45 protein-coding genes are annotated in these 25454 nt (G+C 45.9%); 38 read left to right on the top strand and 7 right to left on the bottom strand.

What is annotated here, in order from left to right; translation table 11 throughout:
* Positions 1-186 precede the first annotated feature (186 nt).
* From ACMXYT_RS21735 to ACMXYT_RS21760, 6 genes are all read left to right on the top strand, one after another.
* Positions 187-393 (top strand): hypothetical protein, encoded by a 207-nt coding sequence (locus ACMXYT_RS21735; RefSeq protein WP_415912501.1) that lies wholly within the window; start codon positions 187-189, stop codon positions 391-393.
* A gap of 13 nt (positions 394-406) precedes the next feature.
* Positions 407-712 carry a hypothetical protein gene (locus tag ACMXYT_RS21740; RefSeq protein WP_415912502.1) on the top strand — a complete coding sequence of 102 codons (306 nt, stop codon included), beginning with the start codon at positions 407-409 and terminating at the stop codon, positions 710-712.
* Positions 713-844: 132 nt separating this feature from the next.
* Positions 845-1159 (top strand): hypothetical protein, encoded by a 315-nt coding sequence (locus tag ACMXYT_RS21745; protein WP_415912503.1) that lies wholly within the window; start codon positions 845-847, stop codon positions 1157-1159.
* 56 nt (positions 1160-1215) lie between these two features.
* Entirely contained in the window at positions 1216-1455 is a 240-nt protein-coding gene (locus ACMXYT_RS21750; RefSeq protein ID WP_415912504.1) for a hypothetical protein, read from the top strand.
* Positions 1456-1556: 101 nt separating this feature from the next.
* Positions 1557-2021 carry a hypothetical protein gene (locus tag ACMXYT_RS21755; protein WP_415912505.1) on the top strand — a complete coding sequence of 155 codons (465 nt, stop codon included), beginning with the start codon at positions 1557-1559 and terminating at the stop codon, positions 2019-2021.
* A gap of 132 nt (positions 2022-2153) precedes the next feature.
* Positions 2154-2453 (top strand): hypothetical protein, encoded by a 300-nt coding sequence (locus ACMXYT_RS21760; RefSeq protein WP_415912506.1) that lies wholly within the window; start codon positions 2154-2156, stop codon positions 2451-2453.
* A gap of 261 nt (positions 2454-2714) precedes the next feature.
* On the opposite strand, the gene ACMXYT_RS21765 is transcribed toward ACMXYT_RS21760, so the two are convergent.
* Positions 2715-3521 (bottom strand): fibrinogen-like YCDxxxxGGGW domain-containing protein, encoded by an 807-nt coding sequence (locus ACMXYT_RS21765; RefSeq protein ID WP_415912507.1) that lies wholly within the window; start codon positions 3519-3521, stop codon positions 2715-2717.
* A 135-nt stretch (positions 3522-3656) separates the two neighbouring features.
* On the opposite strand from ACMXYT_RS21765, the gene ACMXYT_RS21770 reads away from it, so the two are divergent.
* The 5 genes from ACMXYT_RS21770 (at position 3657) to ACMXYT_RS21790 (ending at position 6183) form a co-directional block, all read left to right on the top strand.
* Positions 3657-4241, top strand: a complete 585-nt coding sequence (locus ACMXYT_RS21770; RefSeq protein WP_415912508.1) for a hypothetical protein — start codon at positions 3657-3659, stop codon at positions 4239-4241.
* An 82-nt stretch (positions 4242-4323) separates the two neighbouring features.
* Positions 4324-4713: a hypothetical protein gene (locus ACMXYT_RS21775; protein WP_415912509.1), complete on the top strand. Its 390-nt coding sequence runs from the start codon at positions 4324-4326 to the stop codon at positions 4711-4713.
* Between the two features lie 15 nt (positions 4714-4728).
* The gene (locus ACMXYT_RS21780) at positions 4729-4890 is read left to right on the top strand and encodes a hypothetical protein (protein ID WP_415912510.1); all 162 of its coding nucleotides are present in this window, start codon (positions 4729-4731) and stop codon (positions 4888-4890) included.
* A 150-nt stretch (positions 4891-5040) separates the two neighbouring features.
* Positions 5041-5544: a hypothetical protein gene (locus ACMXYT_RS21785; protein WP_415912511.1), complete on the top strand. Its 504-nt coding sequence runs from the start codon at positions 5041-5043 to the stop codon at positions 5542-5544.
* Positions 5545-5688: 144 nt separating this feature from the next.
* Positions 5689-6183 (top strand): hypothetical protein, encoded by a 495-nt coding sequence (locus ACMXYT_RS21790; RefSeq protein WP_415912512.1) that lies wholly within the window; start codon positions 5689-5691, stop codon positions 6181-6183.
* A 114-nt stretch (positions 6184-6297) separates the two neighbouring features.
* On the opposite strand, the gene ACMXYT_RS21795 is transcribed toward ACMXYT_RS21790, so the two are convergent.
* Entirely contained in the window at positions 6298-7188 is an 891-nt protein-coding gene (locus ACMXYT_RS21795; protein WP_415912513.1) for a hypothetical protein, read from the bottom strand.
* A 380-nt stretch (positions 7189-7568) separates the two neighbouring features.
* On the opposite strand from ACMXYT_RS21795, the gene ACMXYT_RS21800 reads away from it, so the two are divergent.
* From ACMXYT_RS21800 to ACMXYT_RS21825, 6 genes are all read left to right on the top strand, one after another.
* Positions 7569-7925 carry a hypothetical protein gene (locus ACMXYT_RS21800; protein WP_415912514.1) on the top strand — a complete coding sequence of 119 codons (357 nt, stop codon included), beginning with the start codon at positions 7569-7571 and terminating at the stop codon, positions 7923-7925.
* A gap of 101 nt (positions 7926-8026) precedes the next feature.
* Positions 8027-8272, top strand: a complete 246-nt coding sequence (locus ACMXYT_RS21805; protein ID WP_415912515.1) for a hypothetical protein — start codon at positions 8027-8029, stop codon at positions 8270-8272.
* Positions 8273-8428: 156 nt separating this feature from the next.
* Positions 8429-8863 carry a hypothetical protein gene (locus ACMXYT_RS21810; protein ID WP_415912516.1) on the top strand — a complete coding sequence of 145 codons (435 nt, stop codon included), beginning with the start codon at positions 8429-8431 and terminating at the stop codon, positions 8861-8863.
* A gap of 95 nt (positions 8864-8958) precedes the next feature.
* Entirely contained in the window at positions 8959-9270 is a 312-nt protein-coding gene (locus ACMXYT_RS21815) for a hypothetical protein (RefSeq protein ID WP_415912517.1), read from the top strand.
* 24 nt (positions 9271-9294) lie between these two features.
* Positions 9295-9615, top strand: a complete 321-nt coding sequence (locus tag ACMXYT_RS21820) for a hypothetical protein (protein WP_415912518.1) — start codon at positions 9295-9297, stop codon at positions 9613-9615.
* A 66-nt stretch (positions 9616-9681) separates the two neighbouring features.
* Positions 9682-9885 (top strand): hypothetical protein, encoded by a 204-nt coding sequence (locus ACMXYT_RS21825; RefSeq protein ID WP_415912519.1) that lies wholly within the window; start codon positions 9682-9684, stop codon positions 9883-9885.
* A gap of 59 nt (positions 9886-9944) precedes the next feature.
* Here the strand turns inward: ACMXYT_RS21825 and ACMXYT_RS21830 are convergent, their stop codons facing one another.
* A complete protein-coding gene (locus ACMXYT_RS21830; RefSeq protein WP_415912520.1) occupies positions 9945-10139 on the bottom strand; it encodes a hypothetical protein in 195 nt (64 codons plus the stop codon).
* Between the two features lie 381 nt (positions 10140-10520).
* Between ACMXYT_RS21830 and ACMXYT_RS21835 the strand changes: the two genes are divergently transcribed.
* From ACMXYT_RS21835 to ACMXYT_RS21845, 3 genes are all read left to right on the top strand, one after another.
* The gene (locus tag ACMXYT_RS21835) at positions 10521-11021 is read left to right on the top strand and encodes a hypothetical protein (RefSeq protein WP_415912521.1); all 501 of its coding nucleotides are present in this window, start codon (positions 10521-10523) and stop codon (positions 11019-11021) included.
* A 46-nt stretch (positions 11022-11067) separates the two neighbouring features.
* Positions 11068-11301: a hypothetical protein gene (locus ACMXYT_RS21840; RefSeq protein ID WP_415912522.1), complete on the top strand. Its 234-nt coding sequence runs from the start codon at positions 11068-11070 to the stop codon at positions 11299-11301.
* 293 nt (positions 11302-11594) lie between these two features.
* A complete protein-coding gene (locus ACMXYT_RS21845) occupies positions 11595-11888 on the top strand; it encodes a hypothetical protein (RefSeq protein ID WP_415912523.1) in 294 nt (97 codons plus the stop codon).
* Between the two features lie 393 nt (positions 11889-12281).
* On the opposite strand, the gene ACMXYT_RS21850 is transcribed toward ACMXYT_RS21845, so the two are convergent.
* Entirely contained in the window at positions 12282-13421 is a 1140-nt protein-coding gene (locus tag ACMXYT_RS21850) for an RCC1 domain-containing protein (RefSeq protein ID WP_415912524.1), read from the bottom strand.
* 355 nt (positions 13422-13776) lie between these two features.
* Between ACMXYT_RS21850 and ACMXYT_RS21855 the strand changes: the two genes are divergently transcribed.
* The 8 genes from ACMXYT_RS21855 (at position 13777) to ACMXYT_RS21890 (ending at position 16398) form a co-directional block, all read left to right on the top strand.
* Positions 13777-13923 carry a hypothetical protein gene (locus tag ACMXYT_RS21855; protein WP_415912525.1) on the top strand — a complete coding sequence of 49 codons (147 nt, stop codon included), beginning with the start codon at positions 13777-13779 and terminating at the stop codon, positions 13921-13923.
* Positions 13924-14060: 137 nt separating this feature from the next.
* Complete coding sequence (locus tag ACMXYT_RS21860) at positions 14061-14345, top strand: hypothetical protein (protein WP_415912526.1); 285 nt, start codon at positions 14061-14063, stop codon at positions 14343-14345.
* Positions 14346-14407: 62 nt separating this feature from the next.
* Positions 14408-14656, top strand: a complete 249-nt coding sequence (locus tag ACMXYT_RS21865) for a hypothetical protein (RefSeq protein WP_415912527.1) — start codon at positions 14408-14410, stop codon at positions 14654-14656.
* A 33-nt stretch (positions 14657-14689) separates the two neighbouring features.
* Positions 14690-14902, top strand: coding sequence for a hypothetical protein (locus ACMXYT_RS21870; RefSeq protein WP_415912528.1), 213 nt, complete (start codon positions 14690-14692; stop codon positions 14900-14902).
* A 79-nt stretch (positions 14903-14981) separates the two neighbouring features.
* Positions 14982-15398 (top strand): hypothetical protein, encoded by a 417-nt coding sequence (locus ACMXYT_RS21875; RefSeq protein ID WP_415912529.1) that lies wholly within the window; start codon positions 14982-14984, stop codon positions 15396-15398.
* A 22-nt stretch (positions 15399-15420) separates the two neighbouring features.
* Entirely contained in the window at positions 15421-15825 is a 405-nt protein-coding gene (locus ACMXYT_RS21880; protein ID WP_415912530.1) for a hypothetical protein, read from the top strand.
* A gap of 44 nt (positions 15826-15869) precedes the next feature.
* On the top strand, positions 15870-16130 hold the full coding sequence (locus ACMXYT_RS21885; RefSeq protein ID WP_415912531.1) for a hypothetical protein: 261 nt from the start codon (positions 15870-15872) through the stop codon (positions 16128-16130).
* 112 nt (positions 16131-16242) lie between these two features.
* Positions 16243-16398: a hypothetical protein gene (locus ACMXYT_RS21890; RefSeq protein ID WP_415912532.1), complete on the top strand. Its 156-nt coding sequence runs from the start codon at positions 16243-16245 to the stop codon at positions 16396-16398.
* Between the two features lie 81 nt (positions 16399-16479).
* Here the strand turns inward: ACMXYT_RS21890 and ACMXYT_RS21895 are convergent, their stop codons facing one another.
* Positions 16480-17583: an RCC1 domain-containing protein gene (locus tag ACMXYT_RS21895; protein WP_415912533.1), complete on the bottom strand. Its 1104-nt coding sequence runs from the start codon at positions 17581-17583 to the stop codon at positions 16480-16482.
* A 142-nt stretch (positions 17584-17725) separates the two neighbouring features.
* Entirely contained in the window at positions 17726-18859 is a 1134-nt protein-coding gene (locus ACMXYT_RS21900) for an RCC1 domain-containing protein (protein WP_415912534.1), read from the bottom strand.
* A gap of 180 nt (positions 18860-19039) precedes the next feature.
* Between ACMXYT_RS21900 and ACMXYT_RS21905 the strand changes: the two genes are divergently transcribed.
* From ACMXYT_RS21905 to ACMXYT_RS21915, 3 genes are all read left to right on the top strand, one after another.
* The gene (locus ACMXYT_RS21905; protein ID WP_415912535.1) at positions 19040-19195 is read left to right on the top strand and encodes a hypothetical protein; all 156 of its coding nucleotides are present in this window, start codon (positions 19040-19042) and stop codon (positions 19193-19195) included.
* Positions 19196-19416: 221 nt separating this feature from the next.
* On the top strand, positions 19417-19650 hold the full coding sequence (locus ACMXYT_RS21910) for a hypothetical protein (protein ID WP_415912536.1): 234 nt from the start codon (positions 19417-19419) through the stop codon (positions 19648-19650).
* A 32-nt stretch (positions 19651-19682) separates the two neighbouring features.
* Positions 19683-20186: a hypothetical protein gene (locus ACMXYT_RS21915; RefSeq protein ID WP_415912537.1), complete on the top strand. Its 504-nt coding sequence runs from the start codon at positions 19683-19685 to the stop codon at positions 20184-20186.
* Between the two features lie 131 nt (positions 20187-20317).
* Here ACMXYT_RS21915 and ACMXYT_RS21920 read toward each other — a convergent pair whose 3' ends face one another.
* A complete protein-coding gene (locus tag ACMXYT_RS21920) occupies positions 20318-21451 on the bottom strand; it encodes an RCC1 domain-containing protein (protein ID WP_415912538.1) in 1134 nt (377 codons plus the stop codon).
* Positions 21452-21696: 245 nt separating this feature from the next.
* Here ACMXYT_RS21920 and ACMXYT_RS21925 point away from each other — a divergent pair, with 245 nt between their 5' ends.
* From ACMXYT_RS21925 to ACMXYT_RS21955, 7 genes are all read left to right on the top strand, one after another.
* Entirely contained in the window at positions 21697-22323 is a 627-nt protein-coding gene (locus ACMXYT_RS21925) for a hypothetical protein (protein ID WP_415912539.1), read from the top strand.
* 155 nt (positions 22324-22478) lie between these two features.
* Positions 22479-22745, top strand: coding sequence for a hypothetical protein (locus tag ACMXYT_RS21930; protein ID WP_415912540.1), 267 nt, complete (start codon positions 22479-22481; stop codon positions 22743-22745).
* A 154-nt stretch (positions 22746-22899) separates the two neighbouring features.
* Entirely contained in the window at positions 22900-23574 is a 675-nt protein-coding gene (locus ACMXYT_RS21935) for a hypothetical protein (RefSeq protein WP_415912541.1), read from the top strand.
* A 31-nt stretch (positions 23575-23605) separates the two neighbouring features.
* On the top strand, positions 23606-23941 hold the full coding sequence (locus ACMXYT_RS21940) for a hypothetical protein (protein ID WP_415912542.1): 336 nt from the start codon (positions 23606-23608) through the stop codon (positions 23939-23941).
* A 238-nt stretch (positions 23942-24179) separates the two neighbouring features.
* Positions 24180-24440 carry a hypothetical protein gene (locus tag ACMXYT_RS21945; protein ID WP_415912543.1) on the top strand — a complete coding sequence of 87 codons (261 nt, stop codon included), beginning with the start codon at positions 24180-24182 and terminating at the stop codon, positions 24438-24440.
* Between the two features lie 102 nt (positions 24441-24542).
* Positions 24543-24971, top strand: coding sequence for a hypothetical protein (locus tag ACMXYT_RS21950; protein WP_415912544.1), 429 nt, complete (start codon positions 24543-24545; stop codon positions 24969-24971).
* Positions 24972-25131: 160 nt separating this feature from the next.
* A complete protein-coding gene (locus ACMXYT_RS21955; protein WP_415912545.1) occupies positions 25132-25413 on the top strand; it encodes a hypothetical protein in 282 nt (93 codons plus the stop codon).
* Positions 25414-25454: the final 41 nt, after the last annotated feature.

Genomic DNA, 25454 nt, shown 5'->3' on the forward strand with positions numbered 1-25454 from the left:
TGAAACGAAATACCCACCTCTCGGCCTACACCAACTATTCGCTACGGTTCCATATAAATAGTATGAAGTACTTGCAAATACTGTAATTATCATTATAATATTTATTAAGAGATGAGAGATAAACTTGCCGGTATAGGTCACTGTTTTGATCTCACGTTTTATGGATTATGGATAATGAGGTGCATCATGGGTCGAACTGCTGAAACTTCCGATATCGTAGATCACACGTTTAGTGATACACGCTGGTCTTTAAATAGCCTGATGCCCAATGAGGGAGATGATCTTTGCCTTTACCAGCATGATGAGTGCACGGAAGATGGCGAAGCCCCTGAAATCGATTTAACTCGCGATGACGTGGAAGCGCTGGCTAAACATTTCGGCCTAATTAAGTAAGGGGGCTCTAATTATGCATGATGACAAACTAATGACCTTAGCCAAGGCCTATGCACCCAACCTAATTCTTGATCTTGAAGGCAATGAAGATTTTGAGGGCATATCAACCCAAAAGGCTCAGGTTGATATCTATAATGCGGTTCAGGAAGCCAATCAGATTGAAGAGGTTGTGGTCATGATTGCCGGTAAGTCCGTGCATCTGGATAGCCTAACCATTCCTTCCGAACTTACTGATGTTGATCAGGAGGCGCTGGTGGGCCTTATGGAAAGCGCCTATCATCACTTTGTATCGTTTGGTGCTGCGATGAATCAATCCTAGAGCTACGCGAAACGAATAACCTAAAGGCTGTCTTCAGATGGCCTTTTTTTATTTCAGATTAAGCTTTGTAGTACTTGCAAACACTGAAATTATCATTATAATAATTACTAAGAGATGAGAGAGGGAAACACTATGTCCGCTATTCGCACTATTGGCAATATCAGAGCGCTATCCCTGCATGGCTTAAATAACGAAGTACTTGAGTTCCTGAAAGTAAATGCTCAACAGGTTGAAGGTGCGGGTGATCTCATTGCTAAGCTGGAAGCGTCTGCTGAAACGGTGGCTGATGAGCAGCAAGAGCAAGATGAGCATGCGGAACTGATTAAGGTGGCGCGTGACCAGTATAAGGATGAGGGCTCTATCGAGATTGATAATGACGCCTTTATCTCCCTGTCGGATGAATCTAAAGAAGGTGCCTACGTTCAGGCATGGGTATGGGTGGAGTGACCTAGCGCTACCCCGCTTTACCACACAATCCTAAGGCTAAGAGAGAGGTGCCTATCATGCCAGTATATGAAATTGATAAGTCAGACGTTCAGGAAGTACTCTATGAAGAGTTTGGCCAATCCATTGATGAAGAGACCGCTGAAGGTGTTCTGAATAACTACATCGACACGGAAAAAGTGTCTGAAGTGGCGCGCATGACCGAAGGTGATCTAACACCTGAACAGCGTGCGCATGCGGAAATTGCTATCCAATTGCACCACCACTGGGGCGATATTGAGCTCTACCTTAACGATTAAATGAAAGGCTCCGATCTGTTCGTTTCTGGCGGGCCGGAGCCCTGTAGCCATGTGCTACACCAAACCAAATACCCAAATTATCCATTGAGAGAGGTTTCATAATGAAACGCACTAAGATTGCAGGTTTTCTAGCGGTTGCCCTAATGACTTCAGCGGTAACAGGCTGCTTTAACCAAACGGACGCAAAGATTGCTAAGGATAATGTTGCGGCCGCTGCAGACAACTTTGAGGTGAATCGCCGTATTGTATTCTACAACACGTGGACAGACACCGTGATGAATGTGATTGAAGGTCTTTGCTCCATCGATTACGACAAAACCAACGACACCCGAGTCTCGGTGATCTGTAAGGTGGGTGAAACATCGACCGGTGAGCATATCGTGCGTAATAATATGATCTCCAAAACTCAAAACACCACTGTTTGGGTGGAGCAGTTGGATGATTTGCCGGTGAACGTTTACCACTACCGCCGCACATTCAAGCCGCAAAGTGTGATTCCGGATATCGACTTCCGTGGCAACCTAAGCTCCATGGGTCAAGCACTAATCCCGGACAACAACGATTAATCCAACCCCAGAACATCCAGAGGTCGCTTAGCGGCCTCTTTTTATTTAGCCTACCCTCTCAATTCGGTATTTAGATTGCTCTTTTTATTTAAATCATTATAATATTTATTAAGAGATGAGAGAGGAAAAGCTATGTATCAGGTGACCGCAGAAAACCAAGCTAAATCACACTTCGTCAGCCCATCCGTATGCCAGTGTGGCGTACCATGGGAGAATAGCTGTCGCTGCCCTGAGTCCATCTTGGAACGCTTCTCTGAGTCCCACGGCAAACAGCGCTTTTACTACACTGATCTGGCTAACTGGATGCGCCGTGAGTTTAGTTTCGACTATTGGCTAACTGAGGGGGACATCGCACTGATTCGCTCTGTACTGGCACTAGACGGCGTTGTGCGTCACCAAAACGGTGTGTTCGAAACACCTTATGAGCTGTAAGCCACGCATTCCCCGTCGGTCAGCATAAAACGCCCTCCCATAAGAAAGGCCGCATATAAAGCGGCCTTCTTTCTGAGTGGCGAGAGCTGGTGAATGCAGAATTTATGCCCCTACTCGACAATTAACTAGGTTCAGGATCTGCAATTGATTGAATTATAAACATCTGACCCTTTTACATTAAATTATCGGGTCATATTATGACCCTATTAATCAAGGGCAATGCGTCTTTTTTCATTTCAAGACATGACTTATGGTTCTGCATCAACGCACCCAGATGTTCCAGATTGATTCACGGGTGCCCGCTTCCCCATTTGTCCCTACAGAGCGATTCAGCCCCTCTGGCAGATTATGAAGCTCAGCACCTGTTGCCCATGTATGCATATTCACAAAACTCCCATACCCATAGTAGTGAAGCCCCTTTAATACCAAATCATCCCAGTAAACCAGATCGGTTCCTGATTGACCCAAGGCACCCAGCTTGAACATCGAATCATCACTGACATCCCCAGACCCATAACTAAAGTTAATCAACAAATTAGTATGACTTGCACCGTTTACCCAGTTGAAGCGCTCATTAACCAGTGAGAATTTTAATACCTCTACCCAGTGCCATACCTCTTCGTTGTACAAGGGGTAGCGCCATTCGAAACGCGCTTCCGTGTAGCTCGGTGTATCTGAAGACGCAATGTTAAATGAAGTGTCCGAGATTGGCCCGTTTGCCTGATCACCCCAGCCATTCTGTGGAGAGGCTGCCGGGATATCATCCCGGTTATCTTGGTCGTAGATGTGCGTTAATAGCATCCAGCCGCCACCCTGCGTGGTCATGTCGCAGTAAACGGACGTCTCACCACTGTTTAGGTTAACTGGATACACACCGCTGTCGGTTTCACCGGCATTCAAGTGCTCCAAGCAACTACCACGTACTGTTGCACTACTACCCTCACTTGAACCTCCGGTTCCGCCTTGGAAAGACATACCCATAGGAACACGGTATTCGAAATCTGCATGCGCCGATAATACTGTGCCTGCCACAATTGCAGCCAAAAGTACTTTATTTAAAGAGTTCATGATTAAGCCTGCAATTATTATTCTTATACCATTGATTATCCATATATTACGGAACCAAACAAGGCTAGGAAAAGCTTGTTTTGTTTTCATTTATCATTATAATAATATTTAGAAAATGAGAGAGAGGAGAAAGTGATGACTACCACCCAAGTAAATAATACTGATTTTGCAGAGCTAAGTGCTGCTGTTTGTAAAAAATTTGCTGAAATGGCTAGCTACCAGCAAGGTCAGGCTATTCAGGCGCGAGATGCTGAGAATTTGCGCGAAGACTTTAAGCAGGCAATGATGGCCATCAATCCAGATTCTGATGCGGTGTGCTCTGATAGCGAGGCGCTGTATCAGGTGTTGCGCAATGGGGATGTGGAATTTCTAAAGGTTAGTGGCTCTGAGTACCCCCACCATGAAGATGAGTCCCTTGAGACCTATGTGATAGAGCTGATCCTTGCGTGTGCAGATCATCCTGATGCCGCTACAAGCATTAAACATCTAGCGGTCACCTGCACCATAAGAGTGGAGCGTTATGAGGGCATTAGCCGAGATGACCTTGAGATTAAGTGGTCGGACACTGAGCTTTATGAAGAGGATCATGGCGCGCTATTTGTTGCGATTGAGGAGTTTATTCGCAATGAGATTCTCTTTACTGAAGGGTTTAACACCTTTCGCAAGCAGCCTGTCACTGAAGAGCAGGTGCATCAAGTCGCAGAAATTCTCGGACTGTAATTCATGTCAGGGAGGGCTCCCCCTCCCTGATCTACTAACCCCCATATTCTTTGCTCATTAATACTCAAATGGAGTTGCCCTAATGAAGACACTGTTTACCCCTCTGCTTGTACTGCTTATCAGTCTGTCAGCACAGATCGCACAGGCCTCACCCCATATTCAGCATACCTACTTCAAAGAGGTGGGCAAGAAAATGGTTGAAGCACCTTGTGAAGCCGGTGAAACCTTTAAGCAGTACACTGAGCGCTATTATGCCTTTGAAGAGCAGGGTATGGCTGATCCCGATCTGATCGAGTCATACCGCCGAGCTTCGGGTGAAACCTTTGCCACTTTAGGCACTGAGTCAGTGATGGTGTTCCTTGATCAGAGTCTTTACGTACTCGCTCGACAAGGTTCAGACGTAGAATGGTTTGGTTTAGTTGCACTGGGTGATAATAAGCCTTTTGCCTGCTTTAAAGCGATGTCGTTTTAGTTGGTTGGAGGTGCGATGAACGTCTTTCGAAAAATCAGTCCCAGACGTGCACGATTTCTACGTAAGCGTGGAGAAGATGTTCGCTGGATTGTGCGCGAGAATTCCTACATGTGGAGCATGCAGTACAAATACCTGAATCGCTGGAACGGTGATCGCGGTAAAGTCCGCATCCCATAGGTTGAATATAGTGAATCACTAACCCTGCATTGTTGCGGGGTTTTTGCTTTTATGAAGCCGATTTAATTAAGGGTTTTGGTGATTTATTGCTTGTCTTTTTAATAAAACCCATTATAATAAGTACTACAAATTGAGAGAGAGGAAAGCACCATGCCAACGAGTTACCCAGTAGGTACAAAAACAGATTCAGCTATCGAATTTTTCTCCAAGGTTCAGGCTGCGAACAGCATGCTCAATGTGTTTGGTTCCGTGGATTCGATGCGCTTAGTGAGTGCATACGATCATGCTGCTGCTTGCGAGACTGAAGAAGAGCTGAGTGGTCAGGATATCTATTTCCAGTCACCTCATGATGAGGAAGATTTTGAAGAAAGCGTAGACAACTTGATCTCTGAGCAATCAAGCGAAGCTAACTTCCTGACCAATATGGCGGTTTACATTCAGGATGGCATTACGATTATGATGCGTCTTGGTGCGCTCCCTGCTGATCCTTGTGAGTGGGATATGCCCACATTGATGACCATCGGCTTTAACACACGCATTGATCAAGAAGTTGATGGCAAACTCTATAGCTTTAGCAGTGGGCGCATTTGCTGGCAGAGCTTAGATGGTAGCCGGTTGGATTTAGATCAGAAGACTGGCCTTCCTAAGCAGTAACCACTGGCGTTAATCCTTAGGGTTGAGTCACCAAAAGCGCACCTTTTTATAGGTGCGTTTTTTATTGTCTTTACATAAAGTGACTTTACAAATCATTATTTATCATTATAATAGTTATTAGAAATTGAGAGAGAGGAAAGCACTATGAACGCGAACAATTTATTCCCAACTAAGCCTGTTACTTCTTTTGTGGATCATGCCAGCAAGTACTGTGCATTGAATGAGCTGTGTGCCAACGGTGCAAGCGCTGATGGCGTGCAGGATGATTATGAATTTGTTATGGGCTTGCAGGAAGACGATGATCTCCCTTGCGATGTGAATCGTGATTTTGACAACTTGCCGATGGAAGATCTGCAAGCCAATGTTAAAGGTATTAAGGACAGCGTGGCTGATCTACTAAAACTCCAGAACAGCTTAATCAAGCGCGGTGCTGAGTTACTAACGCTAGATGCCAATATAGACAGCAATGTCCGCAACTGGGACATGAATCATCTGGCTACGCTGGGCATGAATACACAGATCGATCAAGTGGTCGGTGGGCACCGCTACGAGTTCCGCATCGACGAGTGCTTATGGGTCTCCGCAACAGGCCCAGACCTTCGCTACGATTACGAGACAGGCCTGCCTGTTCCTAAGTAACGCTAAACCAGAATAGAAAAAAGACCTCGCACTGCGGGGTCTTTTTGTTATAAGTCGCTGGTTAGGCCAAAAAGAGGGGCCACCAAAGCCCCTCATTCAGCTAAACCCTAATGCTCAGTGAACGTGGTTAATGTTAATAAAGCCACAATCCAACAACAATTGATCATCAACCACTGCCTTAGTGGATCGAATGTCATGTCGCACTTTATCAACACATTTTTGCGAGGAAGGCTCTACAGCCATTCTTTGACGTTCTGGATAGGTCTGAATGTGAAGCAGCGTATTCAACACAAGCGATAGTACCTTCGCGCCGTCCAATTGACCAATATCAGCCTCAGACTGCTCATCCAACGTTACATTATCCGAAGAGACCACATCACTGAAACACTTCTCTGGATCGCCTAAGAACAAAAAGGACACGCGAGGCGGTGTGATCGCGCCCACTACAGGCATTGCCTCAGTACCCCAAGCCTCAGGGATGATACACAGTTTCAGTAGCGGGTTACCCTCTTTATCCTGCGTAGGCTCAACCAGTACACCCTCATAGCTTTCAAATGACTCAATACCCATGTGATCAAAGCGAAGATAGCCACCCTTAGGGTGAAGCTCAGACAGCTTAGTGGAAGCATTTTTTTCTGTATTAAGCAGGTCTGGCATCAACGCTGGGTCAACATGATAAATAGCCCTACCACAGCCCAAGTAGGCGGTTTGCAGTTGAACCTCTAAAGTCGCCATATAGGCGGTATCTTGACTCAGGCCCATTTCGGCAAACCCACGATACAAGGCTGTATCTGCACGGTTTTTTGCATCTTCAGAGCCATCACCCTGTTCGTATTCCCTCAGCAGATCCTTAGCAAATTTGTGGCGACCACCCTTATGAAGCACCTCTGATCGAATAAACGCATAAGGACTATCTACCCGGGCACCTGCAACCTCAGATTTAACCTGAGCTTTTAGTTTTTGCTTATCTGTTAGCGGTTTTGACGCCTTTTTCTTACGACTCATGAATGCAGTTACTCTCTTATGGTTTATTAATAATCAGTATATTAAATGAAGTGTTCCCGAACAACCTCTTCTCCTCAAGATCCATCTCCACCTTAAATATCCATAAAAAAATCTCCCATTTATAATGCGATAGACCTTCAAATCAGCTTAAAAAGCCTTAGTTTATTGATTTGACATACAAAGCCACATTATAATAGCTAAAAACAACGCTAACCCTTTGAAAATAAAGATATTACTCTAATATAAAAGCATGAAACAAAACCCTGCCCCGCTGGTACCACACCAACCATTCGCCAAGCTCCAATATAAAAGTATGAAGTACTTGCTAATACTGTAATAATCATTATAATAAGTATTAAGAGATGAGAGAGGAATGCAGTATGTTCTTAATGGATCGCAATAGTTCACCAAGCCCTAGCCTACTGGGCATGTTCAACACTCTTCGCCATGAAGTAATGAGTAATGGTTCTTTCAACTGGATCGAGGACATGAATAGTCGCGGTGAATCCAAGTTCCAAGTCCTTGCCAGAGAGTTAATGTCTCAGGTTGAGCCACAGCTTAATCCTAGTGAGAATGATTTGGATGATGATCTTTGGGTGATGCTGGATAGCATGGCAGATGAAAATGAACACCCTTGCAACGTCTCTCTTGATCCTGAAGAGTGGGCCGCGCTAGAGCTAAGACTGCTTGATCTTAGCATTGCTAATTATGATTATGCACAGCCTGTTTTTCACTAACCTTATCGGCGCTAAGGTATTGAAATATAGGCTTTAGCGCCAAAAGTAAAAATTGGCCCCAAATCTATAAATTTTTACCCTTTGGGAGAGTGGTGAGTATTATGAAGCGCGTACATTTTGATCTTGGTGATAGCAACAACGGCCCTATTGGTATGTGTGCAGTGATGCATGCGGACACTGAAGAACAAGCACTGGAAAAGCTTAAAGAATCGTTACCCCCATCAGTGATGGTTCCAGTGGATGGTCTTGAAAAGCCGTCTGAGTACATCGAAATCTATATTAATGCTGACAATATTACGATCAACAATATCGATGACGTTGAGTGTGATGAAGGTGATGCTCGCTAGTGTCTTAAAATCAGATTAAATTAAAGCTGCCTGCGGGTGGCTTTTTTGCCAGATTCAATCTTTTCCCATATTTCTTTGTTTTATGGTTTGCAGTGCTTGCAAATACTGTATTTATCATTATAATAATACTTAGAGATTGAGAGAGAGGAAAGAGACATGGCTTACGTATCAAAAGAAGACAAAGCAGCACGCATGCCAGCCATTAGAGCGGCACTTAAAAAGCACGGTATGCAGGGTTCTGTTCGTGTTGAGAACTATTCTAAGCTGATCGTCACTATCAGCAAGGGTGATCTGGATCTTATCGACTTTGATCTAAAACACCGTCAGCACAAAAATCGTTTTGATGACGAAGCACTGGTAGCTACTGAAGCGCGTGATCACTATGTGGTTCACAATGCAGGTTTCTTTAATGCGGCTGAAGAGATTGGTCAGCCAGAAGTTGCTGAGCTATTCAGTGAGCTGTTAAGCGCTCTTAAAGGTGATGACTACTTTGATGAGAGTGAGACTATGATCGACTACTCCCACTGCTCTCACTACTACGAAGTGCATGTAGGCCGCTGGAACAAACCTTTTGAATTTACTGGGGCGTAACAGCCCCCGGGTAAGCCTTGAGGCGCTGAGCAATCAATCTTCTTGCCTTACCCCACCAACCCAATGAATGACGCAATTAGAGAGAGGATAGCGCCATGAGTAAGCAACAAGTTATGCCCATTCCTAGCGCAGAGTTCAGCCTACTTAACTCAGCAATGCAAAATGACGACACTGTCTACGCTAAGCTGAAAGACTGCTCTTTGGTTTACAGCAAAGAGATGGAAGTGGAAGACGGTCGTGTTGTCTCCCTTCAGGTCATGTCATCTCATGGTAGCGCTTGCTTCGCGCAGGTTGCAGTTGAGAGCAATGAAGGCTTTGAAGTGTCTGAGCCTTTCTGCTCGCTGAATGATGGCATAGAGGTTGACGGCATTGCCCTATCCCTTCAGTCAGTTGAGAATGTGCATTAGCCCTCCTTCCTAAAGGACTTTAATATGATTGATCATGCCAAGCCTAATTTGACCGGCCATGCACCAGAAGAGCCAACCACGCTACGTGACTGGATACATGAAGATGCACGAACAGAGCAAGAAGCTTTGCTGGCAAAACATGGTGATAAGAAGGTTGTCTCTATCCATGACGGTACAGAGCAGGCCTTCCCACAGACCGGCAATCCATGGAAGACCGCATACCGCAATGTGATGCATTGGGTCATTCTTGAGGATGGTTCCGCCGTTGGCTGGAATGAGTCCCCGCGTAATGGCTGGAGTTTCCCGCGTACGGGTGCGCAAACCGTGAAAAAACGCGGTTACTAAGCATGAATTAAATCACTCAATGCCTAGCACTGAGTGGCATAAAGAAGCATTTCAAGGAGCAAGATAATGTATTCAGCAGGCTGGTTTGATAGACCGATATCGTTAACCATTGATGCGCGGGTTGAAGAAGACTTTAACCGTGACATGTTAGGCATAGCGCCTGATCGTTCAGGTAAGCGAAAGCCAGCGACGAATGCCATGAAGGCACAGCGTCAGGCTAAGAATCGTGCCGCCAAACGTGCGCGAAAAATGAACCGTTCCCGTAAGTAAGTAAACACTACCAAATTGATGTACGAAAACCCGGGCAACACCCGGGTTTTTCAGACGCGTTAATCATCAATGGTCACTTCAGTAAAGGCTGTGCGGGTATCAGTGTCCCCCAACCCTAATTGGCCATTAGCATTATGACCCACCGACCAGATCGCTCCCCCCTTCAATCCGTAACAATGATTGCCGCCGCAACTAATACCAGCCAGACCCGTAGGTGGGGCTACCGCAGGTGCAGATAATAGCGAAAATTCCACCCCATAGGAACGCGGTAGGTGAAGTCCGCCTGCTCAGACAAAGATAAGGAGGCCAGCAAAAGGCCAGAGATAAGGGGTTTTAACATAATGCGCACTCTTTTTTATTATTGTTTTAATTGTCTATTTATTATTTCACTGATGTTCCCTCAATCAAGAAATTCTCCTCATAATCGTCTTGCGTTTTATTTATTAGTCATTATAATAAGTAGTGTGAATTGGCTGATACCTGAAAAACGGTTAAGGCTCACGGGGTATGCACCCTGCCGCTCCCGCTCATAAGAGTTTGGTAAATTGCATGAATGACGCCTTTCAAATGACATATTTGATTCCTGAGGCGCTGGTAATGGGGGCAGCTACTAAGAGTCTCACAAGGAGTTAGTTATGTTACAGATCACCACTTACCCTAAGTTCCGTAGCTTTGTTAATAGCCTTCAGCGCGCACTATCTGAGCGTGATATTCAGGTGAAGATCGGCAAGCTTGCTAATGCGGTTGCTGAGTCGATCGGCGTAGATGACGCCAACGCTGCCAAAGCGGTACTGGAGCGCCAAGGTGAAGCGCTTAACCGCCTTGCAGAGGCTGAGCACTATTCCGCAATTGCCCTATCGTCAGCTCACCTAACAACAGGCGATCATGAGTTCCTGTTTAAACTTGAAGCCAATGACCAGTTCGATACGGATCGCGTTATCCACCGCGAATGGGGTTATATGTTTAAACTTTGTCGTGAAGGCGATACGTTTGAAGAAATGAATGAATTTTCAGGTGTACTGTATGAGCTCAGCGCACCGGCACGAAAAATCCTAAGGGATGCTTGGGAGGCCGGTATTATGCTGGTGGAGTTTGATGCGCATGTTGATGAAGTGGAAGGTTACGACACCTTCTAACGCATTCGATTTCCCATTTCCCCACTACCCAAGAATAGGAGCAAATATGAGCCCTACTACACAGGAAGATTTAGAGGCGACTCAAACAGATCCATGGGTTGCCTGTACGAGCTTTGAGGAGCTGCCTCTAGGCACATGGTTGGTTAAGGTCGATGATGAGGATGCACCATATCAAGTCGCCTACGTAAGAGAGGCCAATAAAAGCAAGGTCATCATTGTGGGTCATTACTTCCACTTTGATAGTGCTGACCTGATCGCTTACAAGGCTTTCTGCGCATAAAGTCTCAAAGACGTTTAACTACATAACAATAAACCGGCACAAGGCCGGTTTATTCATAGAACAAGTTCCAGTTAAGGTACGGAAGCTTCAGAGAACATGGACCTACTCACATGGAAAGTACCTATCACCATTTCATTTCCTTTGGTATAGCGCTACGGGATAAGGCTTAAGTCAGCCGTAAGTATTTCGGGCCACTTTTGGGTGGTTTCTATGTATGAAATACGCCTTGCAGTGCTTGCATTTATGCTAATAATCCTTATAATAATTACTAAGAGATGAGAGAGGATTACCCCATGTCAGCAACAAGTGTTTTAGGTGTAGAGCTTCAAGAAGACGGTCTGGATTACGTGCGCATCGATAAGGCGCGTGTCGGCACCCCTGACTATGAGGGTCATGCTTACTTTTGGGACCCTGAGTTTAAGCATACTCTGCGTGATGTATCAGAAGAGCAGCGTAAAGCAGTGCATGATCGCTGGTTAGCTGAAGGCCTTGCCTTAGACGGCCGCACACAGCGCCATGCAGACATTCTGGGAGAAATGTTTGGCCCTCAGCACTGCCATCAGGTGCAAAACCCTGACACAGTCTAACAAGGTCTTGGGGCTGTACCGGCCCCGCCGCCCTACCCCTGAGTAATGCCGATTAAGAGCTGAGAGTGATTACTATGCCAAATTACACGCCTAGGTACCTGTCCGATCCTGTCCTATAGTCCCGCTACTTTGCAGAACTTAAGCAGGAAGAGCCGCCTACCATCCATAAGCGCCAAGGCGGTGTTGATACTTTTTCCAGCTTGGCTGGTGGACCTTACGAGATCTGACACTCCCAACAATAGTAAGCCATTAATAAAACTCCATCTTGAAACACTAACTGACTGAATTATATACAAATGACCCCTTTAGCTGGCCTGAATAGGTCATAGCAGCCTCACACTATCCCTCGCATCCAGACAGTGTGTCCGGAAAACCTTGGCATTCACCTCAGGCTTATTCAGGCACTGTCACTTCAGCAAAGGCATTTCTCGCATCCTGATCACCCAAGCCCAGCTGTCCACTACCATTCGCACCCGTTGACATAATCACACTACCATTCATTAGGTAGCCAGAATTATATCTCGCTGTTATGTGGGTTGCCGATTGCCCTGTATTTCCCCAGTTGATGCTCTTACAGCTTAAGCATTGCGTTTCATTCCTACCTAACTGACCGTTGCCGTTGAAACCGACTGACCACACCTCATCATTCTTGATGATATAGCCAAAGTAACTTCCTGCAGCAGCATCGGTAGCGGTTTGCCCCGTTGCTGTCCAGACAGGTGAGCTACAACCCGAACCTGCACAAACATCTGTACGACCTAACTGCCCGTAAGTATTAGAACCAACAGAATAAAGATTACCACCACTGATTGCATAGGCAAATAATGCACCCGCCACGATCTTTTCTGCAGGCTGTTCACTATTAACCCATGATAATCGGCGGCTAGTATCATTCATCCCTAGCTGACCGCTACCATTTTGACCTACCACCCAAACCGTACCGTTGGAAATGGCATAACCGGAGTGTGCCCCCGCTGCAATAGCTGTTGCTTGCAGATTGGTATTAGACCAGACCAGATTGTCGGAGGTATTGCCTTTGGCTTGCTGTCCGTAATTATTTCGCCCTACCGCCCAGACAGTACCATCCACCAGTGCATAAGCATGGTAGTCACCCGCAACTACGGTATCGCCTGCAGCGCCTGAATCGGTCCACGTATCACGATCGTGTTTATGTCCTAAACCCAGTTCACCTACAGAGTTATGCCCCACAACCCATATGGTGTCATTATGGATAGCATAGCCATTACGGTGCCCTGCGGCTACATAGGTCGCCGGTTGGCCTGTATCGGTCCATACACTCACAAGCCCAACAGAAGGTATACCTAGTTGTTTGTAGTAGTTGTTACCTACTGCCCAAATGGTACCACCCTTAAGCCCGTAACAATGAAATAAGCCACAACTAATACCCGTCAACCCTTGTGGAGCGCTGGCGCTGAAATCCATCCCCATCGGAACACGGTAGGTAAAATCTGCATGCGCAGAAAATGATAGTGCGGCTGCAATTGCGCCACCTAAGAGATGTTTTTTTAACATAAATTATGCCTAGTTTTTATTGTTATTTTAATAATTGTAGTGGAGCGAACTGCCCCCGTCAAAGACCTTATAGACCTTTATTCACATTCCAGATACAAAACCCTCTCCAGTACAGAAAATCGAGCATTTGTGCCTTGGATAGGTTGCATTAATACTAAAAATCATTATTATAATAAAAAAGAGAGGAGTTCCCCATGAATCGTGATGCTTTAATCCCCTAGCTAAGGCGTATGCAGCCAACCTAGTTCTTGATCTTGAAGGCAATGAAGATTTTGAAGGTATCTCAACCCAAGAGTCTCAGGTCGCCATCTATGATGCAGTTCAGGAAGCCAATCAGATTGAAGAAGTTGTGGTGATGATTGCCGGTAAGTCCGTACATCTGGATAGCCTAGCCTTTCCTTCCGAGCTTACCGAGGTTGATCAGGAAGCGCTAGTAAGTCTTATGGAGAGTGCTTACCACCACTTTATCTCCTTTGGTGCGGCGCTACAGGACAAGGTTTAAGTCAGCCCTAAGTGTTTTAGGTCACCTTCGGGTGGCCTTTTTATGCCCAATAAAATAGCTTGCGTTGCTTGAGATTGTTTGCATTATCATTATAATATTTGTTAGAAATATTGAGAGACATTAAGGAAGGACTGGAAATGCTTGTAGATTGGAAAGAACTTGAAGACAAAGAGCATGTACTTGCGTGGTTGCTGGTGGACGCTATGTCAGAAGTGGGTATGGAAAAATTCGGCAAGTTTGACAGCTCTAAGCTTGATGTTGAAATGAAGGTTAACGGCATTGAAGTGCCTGTCCTCTCTGCGATGGAGCATCTGCAAACTCAGCTTTCTAGTATTAAAGAAGCGGGTCGCAAAGAAGGTCTGGCTGACGCACGACAGCTCCTTCAAGACAATATTGATCAGTTACTGGCGATTGAAGAGTAGGCTTAACGGCCTACTTAACAGAACCTCTTAAGGCGCCACTTAATATCAGGAACACCAATATCATGACAAAGAATTTACGCAAACGCATACTCATTGGTTATGCCATAGTGGTGCCTACCTGCTTTCTTGCCTTACTCTTATCAACGTTGATGAAGGCAGGCGGTATTGTGGAGGCTTACCAGTTAGTGATGACCGATACTGCCTACCGGGCCTACTTGGTTAATTTTGTCCCCGGGGCGTTTGGCATTCCGACTCTCATTTGCTTGTTTCAGTATTATCTTGCTGAGCCTGATGAAGAGGTTGCTGAGTAAATTTTCACCCCAAACACAGAAGGAAGAACGAGAATGTGCACACATACCCGAACGGTTAAAGGTCATTGGCAATCAGAAGGTGGCGAAGATATCTGGGTCGATGATCATGAAGTGCCAACCACCCGCGACATTGATTTGCATCGCTATGAGTGCACAAAGTGTGGCAAGGTGATGTACTACTCAGAAGCCGCACGCCGTTATTATGAAGAAGGGATCACCTGCTCAGTAAAAGGGCTGGAAGGTTAATTAGCAAACTTATGCGATATTTGCTGCTTGTTTGTTAAAAATCATTATAATAAGTATCAAGTTGAGAGAGGAAATACCTATGAAAAATGTTGTTTTGATTGGCCCTACCTACAGCCCTTCCGCCAAAATTGCGTTCGAGAAATTTGATTGTGTTCTGATTAAGATGGCTGAAGGCAATGGCTTAGCGAACAATACCGTGCCTTACTATGGTGAGGTCCTTCATGAGATTGACGATTTTATTAACCTCAAGTGCGCATTTACGGGTGAAGTACACCGTCTAGGTAAGCGCTTCCTATTAAGCCAAAAAGAAGTAACACTGGCGCGCCACGAATACGACATCACAGCCAGCTTGAACTACAGAGAGCCTACTTGCAACAAAGCGGTGAGTATTGAGTACTTTGAGCAAGGTGCGTTTGAATCCCTGTCCTATTCAGACCAGAAAATAAGTCCCGCAAATCGCCCTAAGCCGGTATTCCAAGTCGTACTTAAGCGCTAACATGGATTGGAGTTCATTATTTATGAATCATATTGCAGTCAATAAAGGCGCCCTACAAGTTGCCCTATCCGCACTACGCCGCAGTGGCAAAGGTGAAATCGCAGACGCACTATCTGAGTCCTGCGCAGAAACAGTAGCGCCTGATGAGTTCGAAGATGCCCTCTCCCTTGGATGGTCAAAGTGTACCGCGCCAGATGGTACCGCGATGGTTATTCAGACGCAGACTAACTTGGATAAGCTTCTCAAAGAACAATCCTCTGCTACACCTGATGCTAGCTACTATGTAGGCGAGTTTAGTATCGCCAAGGGCTGCTACCTTCAGAACAGCGACCGCATGAGCTTCGAAAACGCTAAACAATTAATCGGAAAAGTGCGGAAAGACAACCCTCAAGGTGACTATATGGTCTTGGCTGTAGTAGACTGCTAGCCAATGATCGCAAACCTTAACAATCCAGCTATTGGGATGGAATAATGGCCAAGCTTAAAACCTTACTGAAACGCCTTGATAAAAATTTAGGTGAATACGTTGAGCTTACAAGCGAGCTTACAGCCGAGATGGTCAGCGTACTCGGTGATGGTTGGCATATTGATACAAACATTGTGGATGGTGTGGTTGTTGTTGATCCCAATAACAATAACTTCGCGCCAGCCTTTGAAACACTGGTCGATGCACTGGAAAATATGCCTGCAGAAAAAGCGATTGAGACGATCCAAAAATACCCGTGTGACTAGCTCTGCTAGTTAGCCTCAGCCCTTGTGCTACCTAGCCTTTAGGTATATTTTACCTTGCTTTATTAATTATAATCATTATAATTAATATTAAGCAATGAGAGAGGAAACCGGCATGACTGAGAAGACTAAAGGCGCACAGAAAGTACTGCAGTTAATGGATAGCGTAGAAGACGGCGAGAACCGTTACCGTGAATTCGTTGATCAGGTGGCGCAGGAAGACGGCATTACCGTTGCGCAGCTTGAGAAAGAACTAGAGCCATTCATCTAAAACGCTCTAACTATTAAAGATACTGGGGCCTTAAAGCTAATTACTATAAGGCCCTAGTGCTAAGTCGCCATACTAAGGCCGTTAGGGTTGAGGCGATTCAGTAAAAATAATTCGGTTGGTATTATCTCCAAGGCCTAACTGGTAGTATGCATTGTAACCCACCGCCCATAGAGCGTTTCCATCAATAGCATAACCATTATAGCCGCCACCCACTATTTCGTCCGCTGTCTGTCCGGTATCAACCCATATATACGGGTCCCCAATTCGACCCAACTGACCATAACTATTCTGCCCAGCTGACCATACCGTACCATTATGAATCGCATAACCGTGATATAATCCTGCAGCAACCTTAGTGGCTGGCTGTCCGGTATCACCCCACACAGAAGTATCTCCGCTACGGCCTAATTGACCAACACCGTCGGAACCCACAGACCAAATATTCCCATTATGCAGCGCATACCCATGGTAAGCACCAGCAACCACCTGATCAGCGGGTTGTCCGGTATCACCCCAGTAACTATCGCTCCCACCCCGCCCTAGTTGAGAGTAGGCATTGTGACCCACTGACCAGATGGTCCCATTATGCAGCGCATACCCGTGAAATTGACCTGCAGAGATATCTGTCGCAGGCTGCCCTGTGTCGGTCCAAGAGCCTGTTCCCCAACCTAGCCCTGTTTGCCCGTACTGATTGTGACCCACTGACCAGATGGTCCCATTATGCAGCGCATACCCATGACGCTCCCCTGCCGTAACTTTATCTGCAGGCTGGCCTGTATCGCTCCAGACGGTCCGATCACCTGTTCTTCCTAACTGACCATAGCTATCTTGCCCAGCTGACCAGATTGTTCCATTATGAATCGCATAACCATGGTAACCGCCAGAAACAACCTGATCGGCTGGCTGGCCCGTATCAGCCCAAACAGTCACATTGCCACTCCTACCCAGCTGTCCCCAGCCGTTGTAACCGATCGACCAAATCGTCCCATCTTTCAAGCCATAGCAGTGAAAATACCCACAGTCGATGCTGTGCAACCCTGTTGGTGCCGGAGGAGGCGTGCCGCCCGAATTCGAGAGGTCCACATGAAAATCTATGCCAAAGGGCACGCTGTAAATAAAATCTGCATGCGCAGAGAGAGACAGTCCCGCAGCCAGTGCGGCACCTAAGAGATGTTTTTTTAACATGGAGCAACCCAATTGTTATTATTCTTATAACTGTTATAATAAGTCTATTGGGTTTTATATTCAATACTAATGAGCCTTAGTAATTTACAGCACAAAAAAGACCCAGCAATGCTGAGCCTTGATCTACATAAAAATCCACGTTTTACTCTGAAATTGTCACTTCAGTAAAGGTGCTACGAGATGTCTGGTCTCCCAGACCTAGTTGCCCATAGCCATTATACCCGACAGACCAGATCGTATCCCCAGACAAGGCATACCCATAATAGGCACCGGCACTCACACTGTCTGCCGGTTGCCCTGTATTCCCCCATGTGGTTTGCTGGGCGGTGCCATTACGCCCCAATTGCCCAAAGCCATTATGCCCCACCGACCAGATCGTGCCGTTATGCAGCGCATACCCATGATAGACACCAGCACTCACACTGTCTGCCGGTTGTCCTGTATCCCCCCATGTGGTTTGCTGGGTGGTGCCATTACGCCCCAATTGCCCAAAGCCATTATACCCCACCGACCAGATCGTATCCCCAGACAAGGCATACCCATGATTGCCACCGGCACTCACACTGTTCGCCGGTTGCCCTGTATTGCCCCATGTGGTTTGAGTGGTGGTGCCATTACGTCCTAATTGCCCATACTGATTACGCCCCACCGACCAGATCGTGCCGTTATGCAGCGCATACCCATGATTGCCACCGGCACTCACACTGTCTGCCGGTTGCCCTGTATCCCCCCATGTGGTTTGCTGGGTGGTGCCATTACGACCCAATTGCCCATAGCCATTAAACCCGACTGACCAGATCGTGCCGTTATGCAGCGCATACCCATGATGAGCACCGGCACTCACACTGTTCGCCGGTTGCCCTGTATCGCCCCATGTGGTTTGAGTGGTGGTGCCATTACGTCCCAATTGCCCATACTGATTACGCCCCACCGACCAGATCGTGCCGTTATGCAGCGCATACCCATGCTCATCACCTGCAATTACACTATCAGCGGGTTGCCCTGTATCCCCCCATGTGGATTGACTAGTATTGGTAGCGCCATTACGTCCCAATTGCCCATACTGATTACGTCCCACCGACCAGATGGAGCCCGACTTCAACCCATAGCAATGGAGATGCCCGCAAGAAATACTATGCAGACCTTCAGGAGCGCTTTCTACTATATTTTCAGGACTAAACCCCACGCCTGCAGGCACACGAAAGGTGTAATCTGCAAGTGCAGAAAATGATAAAGCGGCTGCGATTGCGCCACCGATCAGATGTTTCTTTAACATAATATTATCCCATTCTATTTATTATTGTTTTACTAATCTTAATGAAACAAACTAATCTAGTCAAAAAAATGATAACCTCAGGTCCCGCACACTCTATAGCTAACTTACCCTTATGTAGCACCTGTAATTACTGCAATTTGCATTATAATATAAGGCAGGAATTGAGAGAGGGAATTACTTATGCCTAAATCAAAGTTAGTATCAGAATTAAGACTGTTAGCATCTGAGCTTCATGAAGAGGAGCAGCTTGCTAAGGGCCTAGGTAACACCCTTCAAGCATCAGGCCTCTCATTAGCCCGTATTAAGCTTGAGACAATCATTGAGCAGTACCCTTAAAAGCCCTGTTATATGAGATCATCTACGACGGGGCTGGGTTCTACCCTTCTCTACCCACTCTAACTTGTTGAAAATAATACACTTGCTTCTTATTGCTCCCCCAATTTTTTATACCCACACCATTATTTATTCAAAATACAGCTAATTCACCCCTTACAGTGCTTGCAAATACTGAAATTTCCATTATAATATGTAGTAGGAATTGAGAGAGGGAATTACTTATGTCTAAATCAAAGTTAGTATCAGAATTAAGACTGTTAGCATCTGAGCTTCATGAAGAGGAGCAGCTTGCTAAGGGCCTAGGTAATACCCTTCAAGCATCAGGCCTCTCATTAGCCCGTATTAAGCTTGAGACAATCATTGAGCAGCATTCCGGCAATCGCCCTATTTCGGTTGATAGTGAATGCATTAGTGCTGGTGGTGAGCATGATCGCTACCTTGAAAGCAACGTCTAAAGCGCAGTTTAAAGAAATAAGGATATTCAGCGATGATGAAAGATACCCTACAAGCCATAATTGACAGCCCTTCTCAGGCTACCGATATTCGTGAACTGGAAGGTCTGGCCCTAGCTTATGCGATCGCCAAGTATGTTAAAGGCTGGGAGTTAAAAATTCTTGATCCTGCCTTTGTGGCTCGCCCATATTGGGTGTGTCGTGATCAGGGTGCGAAAATATCTGTCCCTATGGCTGAGTATCGTCCTGACATGAACTGGATGCAGTGTGGCGAACTAAAGGAGCGTTTTGCTGTCAGTGATGACATAGACCCAGCTCGCGCAGATCAAGTGAAGCATAGAGCGCTTCTTGATAACCTAACCCGCAAAGACTGGGGTAAAGATATCCAATTGCGCATCAGCGCCAATGGCCCCACTGCTCAAGTCGCGATTTGTCGTGCAATACTTAAATCAATTACACCTGCAGATGAGGATATATTGATACCAAAGGATTTGCCTGAACTGATCGGCGCGCTACCTGTAATCGAAAAGCAGTTCTAAACCTACCCATAAGGCCCTATATCACATAGGGCCTTGTTTCGGCATCAAGGTTATTATTCAGAGTCAGGTCAGCCTGCACCACCCCAATCTGCCTGCAACGCCGCCAATTTAGGATTAAAGCGCGAACTAACTTAATCTGCTATAAAGACCTCTTCATACTGCGAAATGTACGAAACCACTCTGTTTATTCCTAACTCGCCATAGTTATTATGCCCAACAGACATAAGTGTTTCACCATTCCACGCATAGCCAAAATGGGAACCCCCCACAACCCTACTCCCCGCTTGACCTGTATCTTGCCAAGAAGAGGTACTTCCAGATCGAGATAGTTGCCCGTGTGTATTATTACCCACAGACCAAATTGTCCCATCCTTTATTGCATAACCATGAAACCCACCCGCTGCAAGCGAATCAGGGGCAAAGCCAGTATTGCCCCATGATAATCCATCACCGCCGCGACCTAATTGACCTGAACGATTATCCCCAACCGACCAAACAGTCCCATTATGCAGTGCATAACCATGGTGGGCGCCAGCATGGACACTGTCTGCAGGTTGACCTGTATCACCCCATGAATATTGTGTTACAGTGCCAGCGCGACCCAATTCACCATAAGGGTTCCACCCAACCGACCAAACAGTCCCATTATGCAGTGCATAGCCAAAATGACTACCTGCACTCACACCGCTTGCCTGCTGGCCTGTATCACCCCAAACAGTTGAGTCGCCACCTCGACCCAGCTGACCCATTGCACTGTAACCAACCGACCACACAGTCCCATTATACAGTGCATACCCATGATTCACCCCAGCACTAATTGTGTCAGCAGGCTGACCTGTATCCGTCCACACCGAACTAATACAAGTACTTGACCCACTACAAACCTCTGAATGACCCAGTTGCCCATATCGGTTTGAACCTATTGACCAGATTGTCCCGTTGTGAATTGCATAACCATGATAAGAGCCTGCAGACACGCTACTGGCAGGCTGATTAGTAGTTTGCCATTCTCGAGTGTTTCCACCTCTACCTAACTGACTTGCAGCATTATTGCCTACTGACCAAATCACACCATCCTTCAAACCATAGCAGAAATAGTACCCACAACTAATACTATGTAGCCCTGCCGGTGCTTCCGCATCCACACCGGCAGACTGAGTGGTAGCAAATTCCATACCTAGAGGAACTCGATACTGAAATCCCGCAGCGACAGGTAGTGATAGGCTCATTGATAAAGCAGCGAGAAAAAGTTTTTCCCTTAACATGTATAAACCTTATTTTTAATTATTATTTTAATAATTATAATCGTGAAGCATATCTAAGTCAAAGACCTTGCAGATCGCGTCATCTAACTGTCACACGTTCACGACTTGATCGCCCTAACTCATCATTCAATACCCGCACTAAACCCCTCGCCAGAACCCATGAATTCAGGCTTGCCTCAAGATAATCGTTGCACAAAGATATAAAATCATTATAATAAAAAGAGAGATGAGAGAGGATTTAGACTATGAGCAAATATGAATGGGAAACTGCTGAATACACGTTGCCTTCCGCAGCAATGGTACCTTTTCGTAAAGCCGTGGTAGGCGCACACAATGAGTACCTGACCATGTTGTTCACTAAATCGGCCCGTGCCGTAGAGAACGTTAAGGCCACACACAAAGGGCGCCGTAATGTAGACTGGCATCAGGTTGTTAAGAATGAACTAACACGCCTACTGGATAATGACCAGAGTATTGAGTTGGCAAGCCACCTGTTCCGTGACAGTTTATTCATCGCAGGCAATAAACGCCCCCTAAAACCCCAGAAGAAACAAATCCCGCTGAAGAAGATATCATCGCCTAACGTATCCATTGAGGTGGGTGAAGCGAATATCACTATCTGCACTGATAAGCGTACCATTCGCTGGCATATCCCAGAGAATAACCACGCCGTAGATCATGCAATGGAACACTTTGTATTTCAGGCAGTATTAAATGCGCTCGGTCGCGTAAAGTGGACCCGCACCACAGGCGGTCAGCGCTGGGGTAGTGATGAGTACGCACAGGACGCTGCACAAGAGTTTGGTCATGACCCAATTAACTACTACGGGCAGCTAGGCAACGCTAAAGAGGACCGTTTCCGCTTACGTTAGCGCTAACTAACCCATCAGGCCTTGAAAATCGTATCTTTCGCTCTTCAAGGTCTTTTTATAATGCCCCTAGTAGTCTGCCGCAGCTCCCACCCTTGCTGTTTCACATCAATTGCTCTATCTTTCCTAAAGACCACTAACTTTATAGGCGTTAAAGCATGATTGAAGAGTTTACAGCGTACATGAATGGCTTCTATGGCATTAATGGCACTTACTCTTCAGGCCGTGACCTGACCCCTATCGAGGTTGCAGACGCCGTCATCAAGCTACTATCAGGCAAGAACCCAGAACACCCAAACCATGCTTGGGGTGGTGGTAATGACTTTGATCGAGAGATTATCCGAGATATGCTCTTCACAGAGGACGAGCAAGAGATTATGTATGCCCGCACGCGAATCTACAGACCCAAACTACAAAGCCAGTAGGGTTAAATCCCTCTTTTTCTCGCGAACCACCACTCCCACCGAATGCTTTCATAAGGTCTTACAGCCCAATCGCCTCACTGGCTTACCTGCTTGCATCTTGGCTGATATTCATTATAATAAATAACTATTCTAAGTTGGTATTGATAGGCTCCCAATGCAAAACATACAGCGTGAACAAGCGGAATACATCTTGCCTGTAGGCATGGTTAAGCAGGTCCATGAATCCTTAGCGGAAGTCTACAATGAACACCTGAATATATTATTCAAAGAAGCATGCGCTGCTTTAATTGCGGTTAAAGAACAGCATGACGGCAAGGCGGGTGTGAATTGGCCTGAGCTTTGTATGCGCGAGCTATGGCAGACTTTTGGTAACAAAGAAGATGCTAGTAAGGCTTACGATTTAATCAGTAGCGGCATTCCCCCTTTCGGCAACATGCCTCACAACTGCATTCAAGAAGCCGTGGTACCTACCAATATTGACTGTCACTTAGAAGATTCATCACAAAATCACATTCATATTATGTTTGAAGGTATTGTTATTATGTCTTCAGCATCTGACAGAAAGATAAGCTGGGCAATAGCTGAAGGACCCTTAGCAGTAGAACAGGCCTACAGAAATCCCGTACTCGCGTTCTTACTGAGTTCAGTAGAATCAATTAAGTGGACGGCCGATTCTGGTGGCCGTATTTGGGGTACAGATACACCGCCTGATGCGAAGCTGAGAGAATACGAGGCTACATTTGGCGTCTATGATCGGCCCACTGAGAAGAAAGCCCCAAGCTTCTTATCAAAGATTGGAAAAGCACTAGGCATGGGTACGCCCGCTTAGCTGCGCCCTTTTACTTCCTGAGAGGCATAATATGTTAGAAATCAAAGTTACTGGAGATGCTATTGCGGACCTGAAGAGCACGATTGCTTATCTTCGGGAGGCACTTAGTACTTCAATCGTAGAAGGTAAGCCAGTTAACCCTTCTGAATTGCTTAATAGCACCATGAAGGTGTCACTACACTACCGCTGCTACGACTGCTTCGACCGAGCAGAAGGTGGAAACTCACAGGATGAAAAGAACTCACCTCCGGAGCACTCATTGGGCTCTGAGACCTATCATGTCGAAAACCCCGCTGAAGACTTGCTGGCTGAAGTCAAAGATGCATTGGAAGTAAATAGTCTCAAATCCAATACCCCTGAGAATTAATTATGCAAACCGATATCTATGCAACCTACATTCACTAAAGGTCTGGTGCGGTATTAATAAGGAATGGGTCATACCTGAAACGGTGAGAGGTATTAGAGCTGCAAGAGTTACTAAAGACTCAGAGTAAATTTGTAGACGAAAATCAAAAAAATTCTCTTGGAGATTATCGGCTTTGCCTTGTTTTTGATGGTGCTAATGGGTGTTTTCGAAGTGTCCCTAGTCTCTCTAGCTGTTTTTTTTGGGTCTCAGCTACCTCGTTTTTCTGTTTGCAAATAATGCCATTACTGATGTTGCGCTCGAAAAGCACCCCTGCTCTATCTTGGTTGACGGCGTTGAAATGCTGATGGAATTTGATGACCTTGATGCCTTTGTTGAAGTTGACCCAAGCCAGATCCCTAGCGAGGGACCCGCACGGCAGCTATACAACACCATTATGCGTGATCGTGGCGTTTTCTACGGGTTTGAGCGAACGCTTATGACCGGTCCTATGAACGCTTAAATACCTTAAGAGATTAAAGCCCTTAACTATCGCGTTCCAAGGTTTTAAACTACGCACATATATGTGCAGGAACAGCAAAAGAATTATAGAAGGGAATGGATTATGTCACTACAAGATCATATCAAAATGTTTCACAGCGAGACTGAGCGTCACCTCTACGCCTTAGAATGTACGTTTGAAAATCTAGCTGCTCCTAAAGATACACATCAGCGTAATTTGATATTCAAAGACTTAATGCAGGTAAGGAATAGCCTAAAAAATGCCAGTGCCTTTGACATTTTGCCACATTTAGAACTGGTGCAGTTTACCTGCAGCATCCTCTCAACTGAGTGCCAAACCCCCTCTAACCTACTCAGTCATCTGGAGGAATGTAGTTGCGATTTCCTCATGGATAACTTCACCAACGGGGACATACATGATGCGATCAGTGAGGTGCGCACAGAGCTTCTTGCATTGGATGAAAGCTGCTTTATCGCCAGTATCTTAGGTCACTTCGGGTACAGCATTAATACCTTGGAGAAAGAGACCTAATAACGCCTAGGCCCCATCTTTAATACAACTATCGCTGATAAGCCCGAAATAACTCTCGCTGGTGGGTCGGTTGAAATAAACTTGCCTGCCGCCACTTTTATTCTTGCTTTGTTTATTATTATCATTATAATTAATAGTATAAATGAGAGAGGGAATTGTCATGCTAACACGTATTCAAAAACAGAAGCTTATTCGTCAGTTTATTTCGGACAGTGCCGGTAATGGTGTTACTCACATCAGTGTGAGCAGCAAAGCTCTGCCGCTGGCTGAAATCCGTGAGCTTAACTGCAAAGAGATTCGTAAGGAATCTAAGCGCCTTGAAGGCCAAACAGTTAAAGTGCTGGCATTGGGTTGGGATGAACTTAATAACGCCGTAGCGTTGTGCAGAGACGGTCTGATGCGCCAATTCATCATTCAGAAGGGTGATTCCTACCCCTGCTAATCAACTAAGATAATGCTTAAGCAAATTTTAATATCCGCGGG

The sequence above is a fragment of the Neptuniibacter sp. QD37_11 genome (assembly GCF_047778105.1).
Classification (GTDB): Bacteria; Pseudomonadota; Gammaproteobacteria; order Pseudomonadales; family Balneatricaceae; genus Neptuniibacter.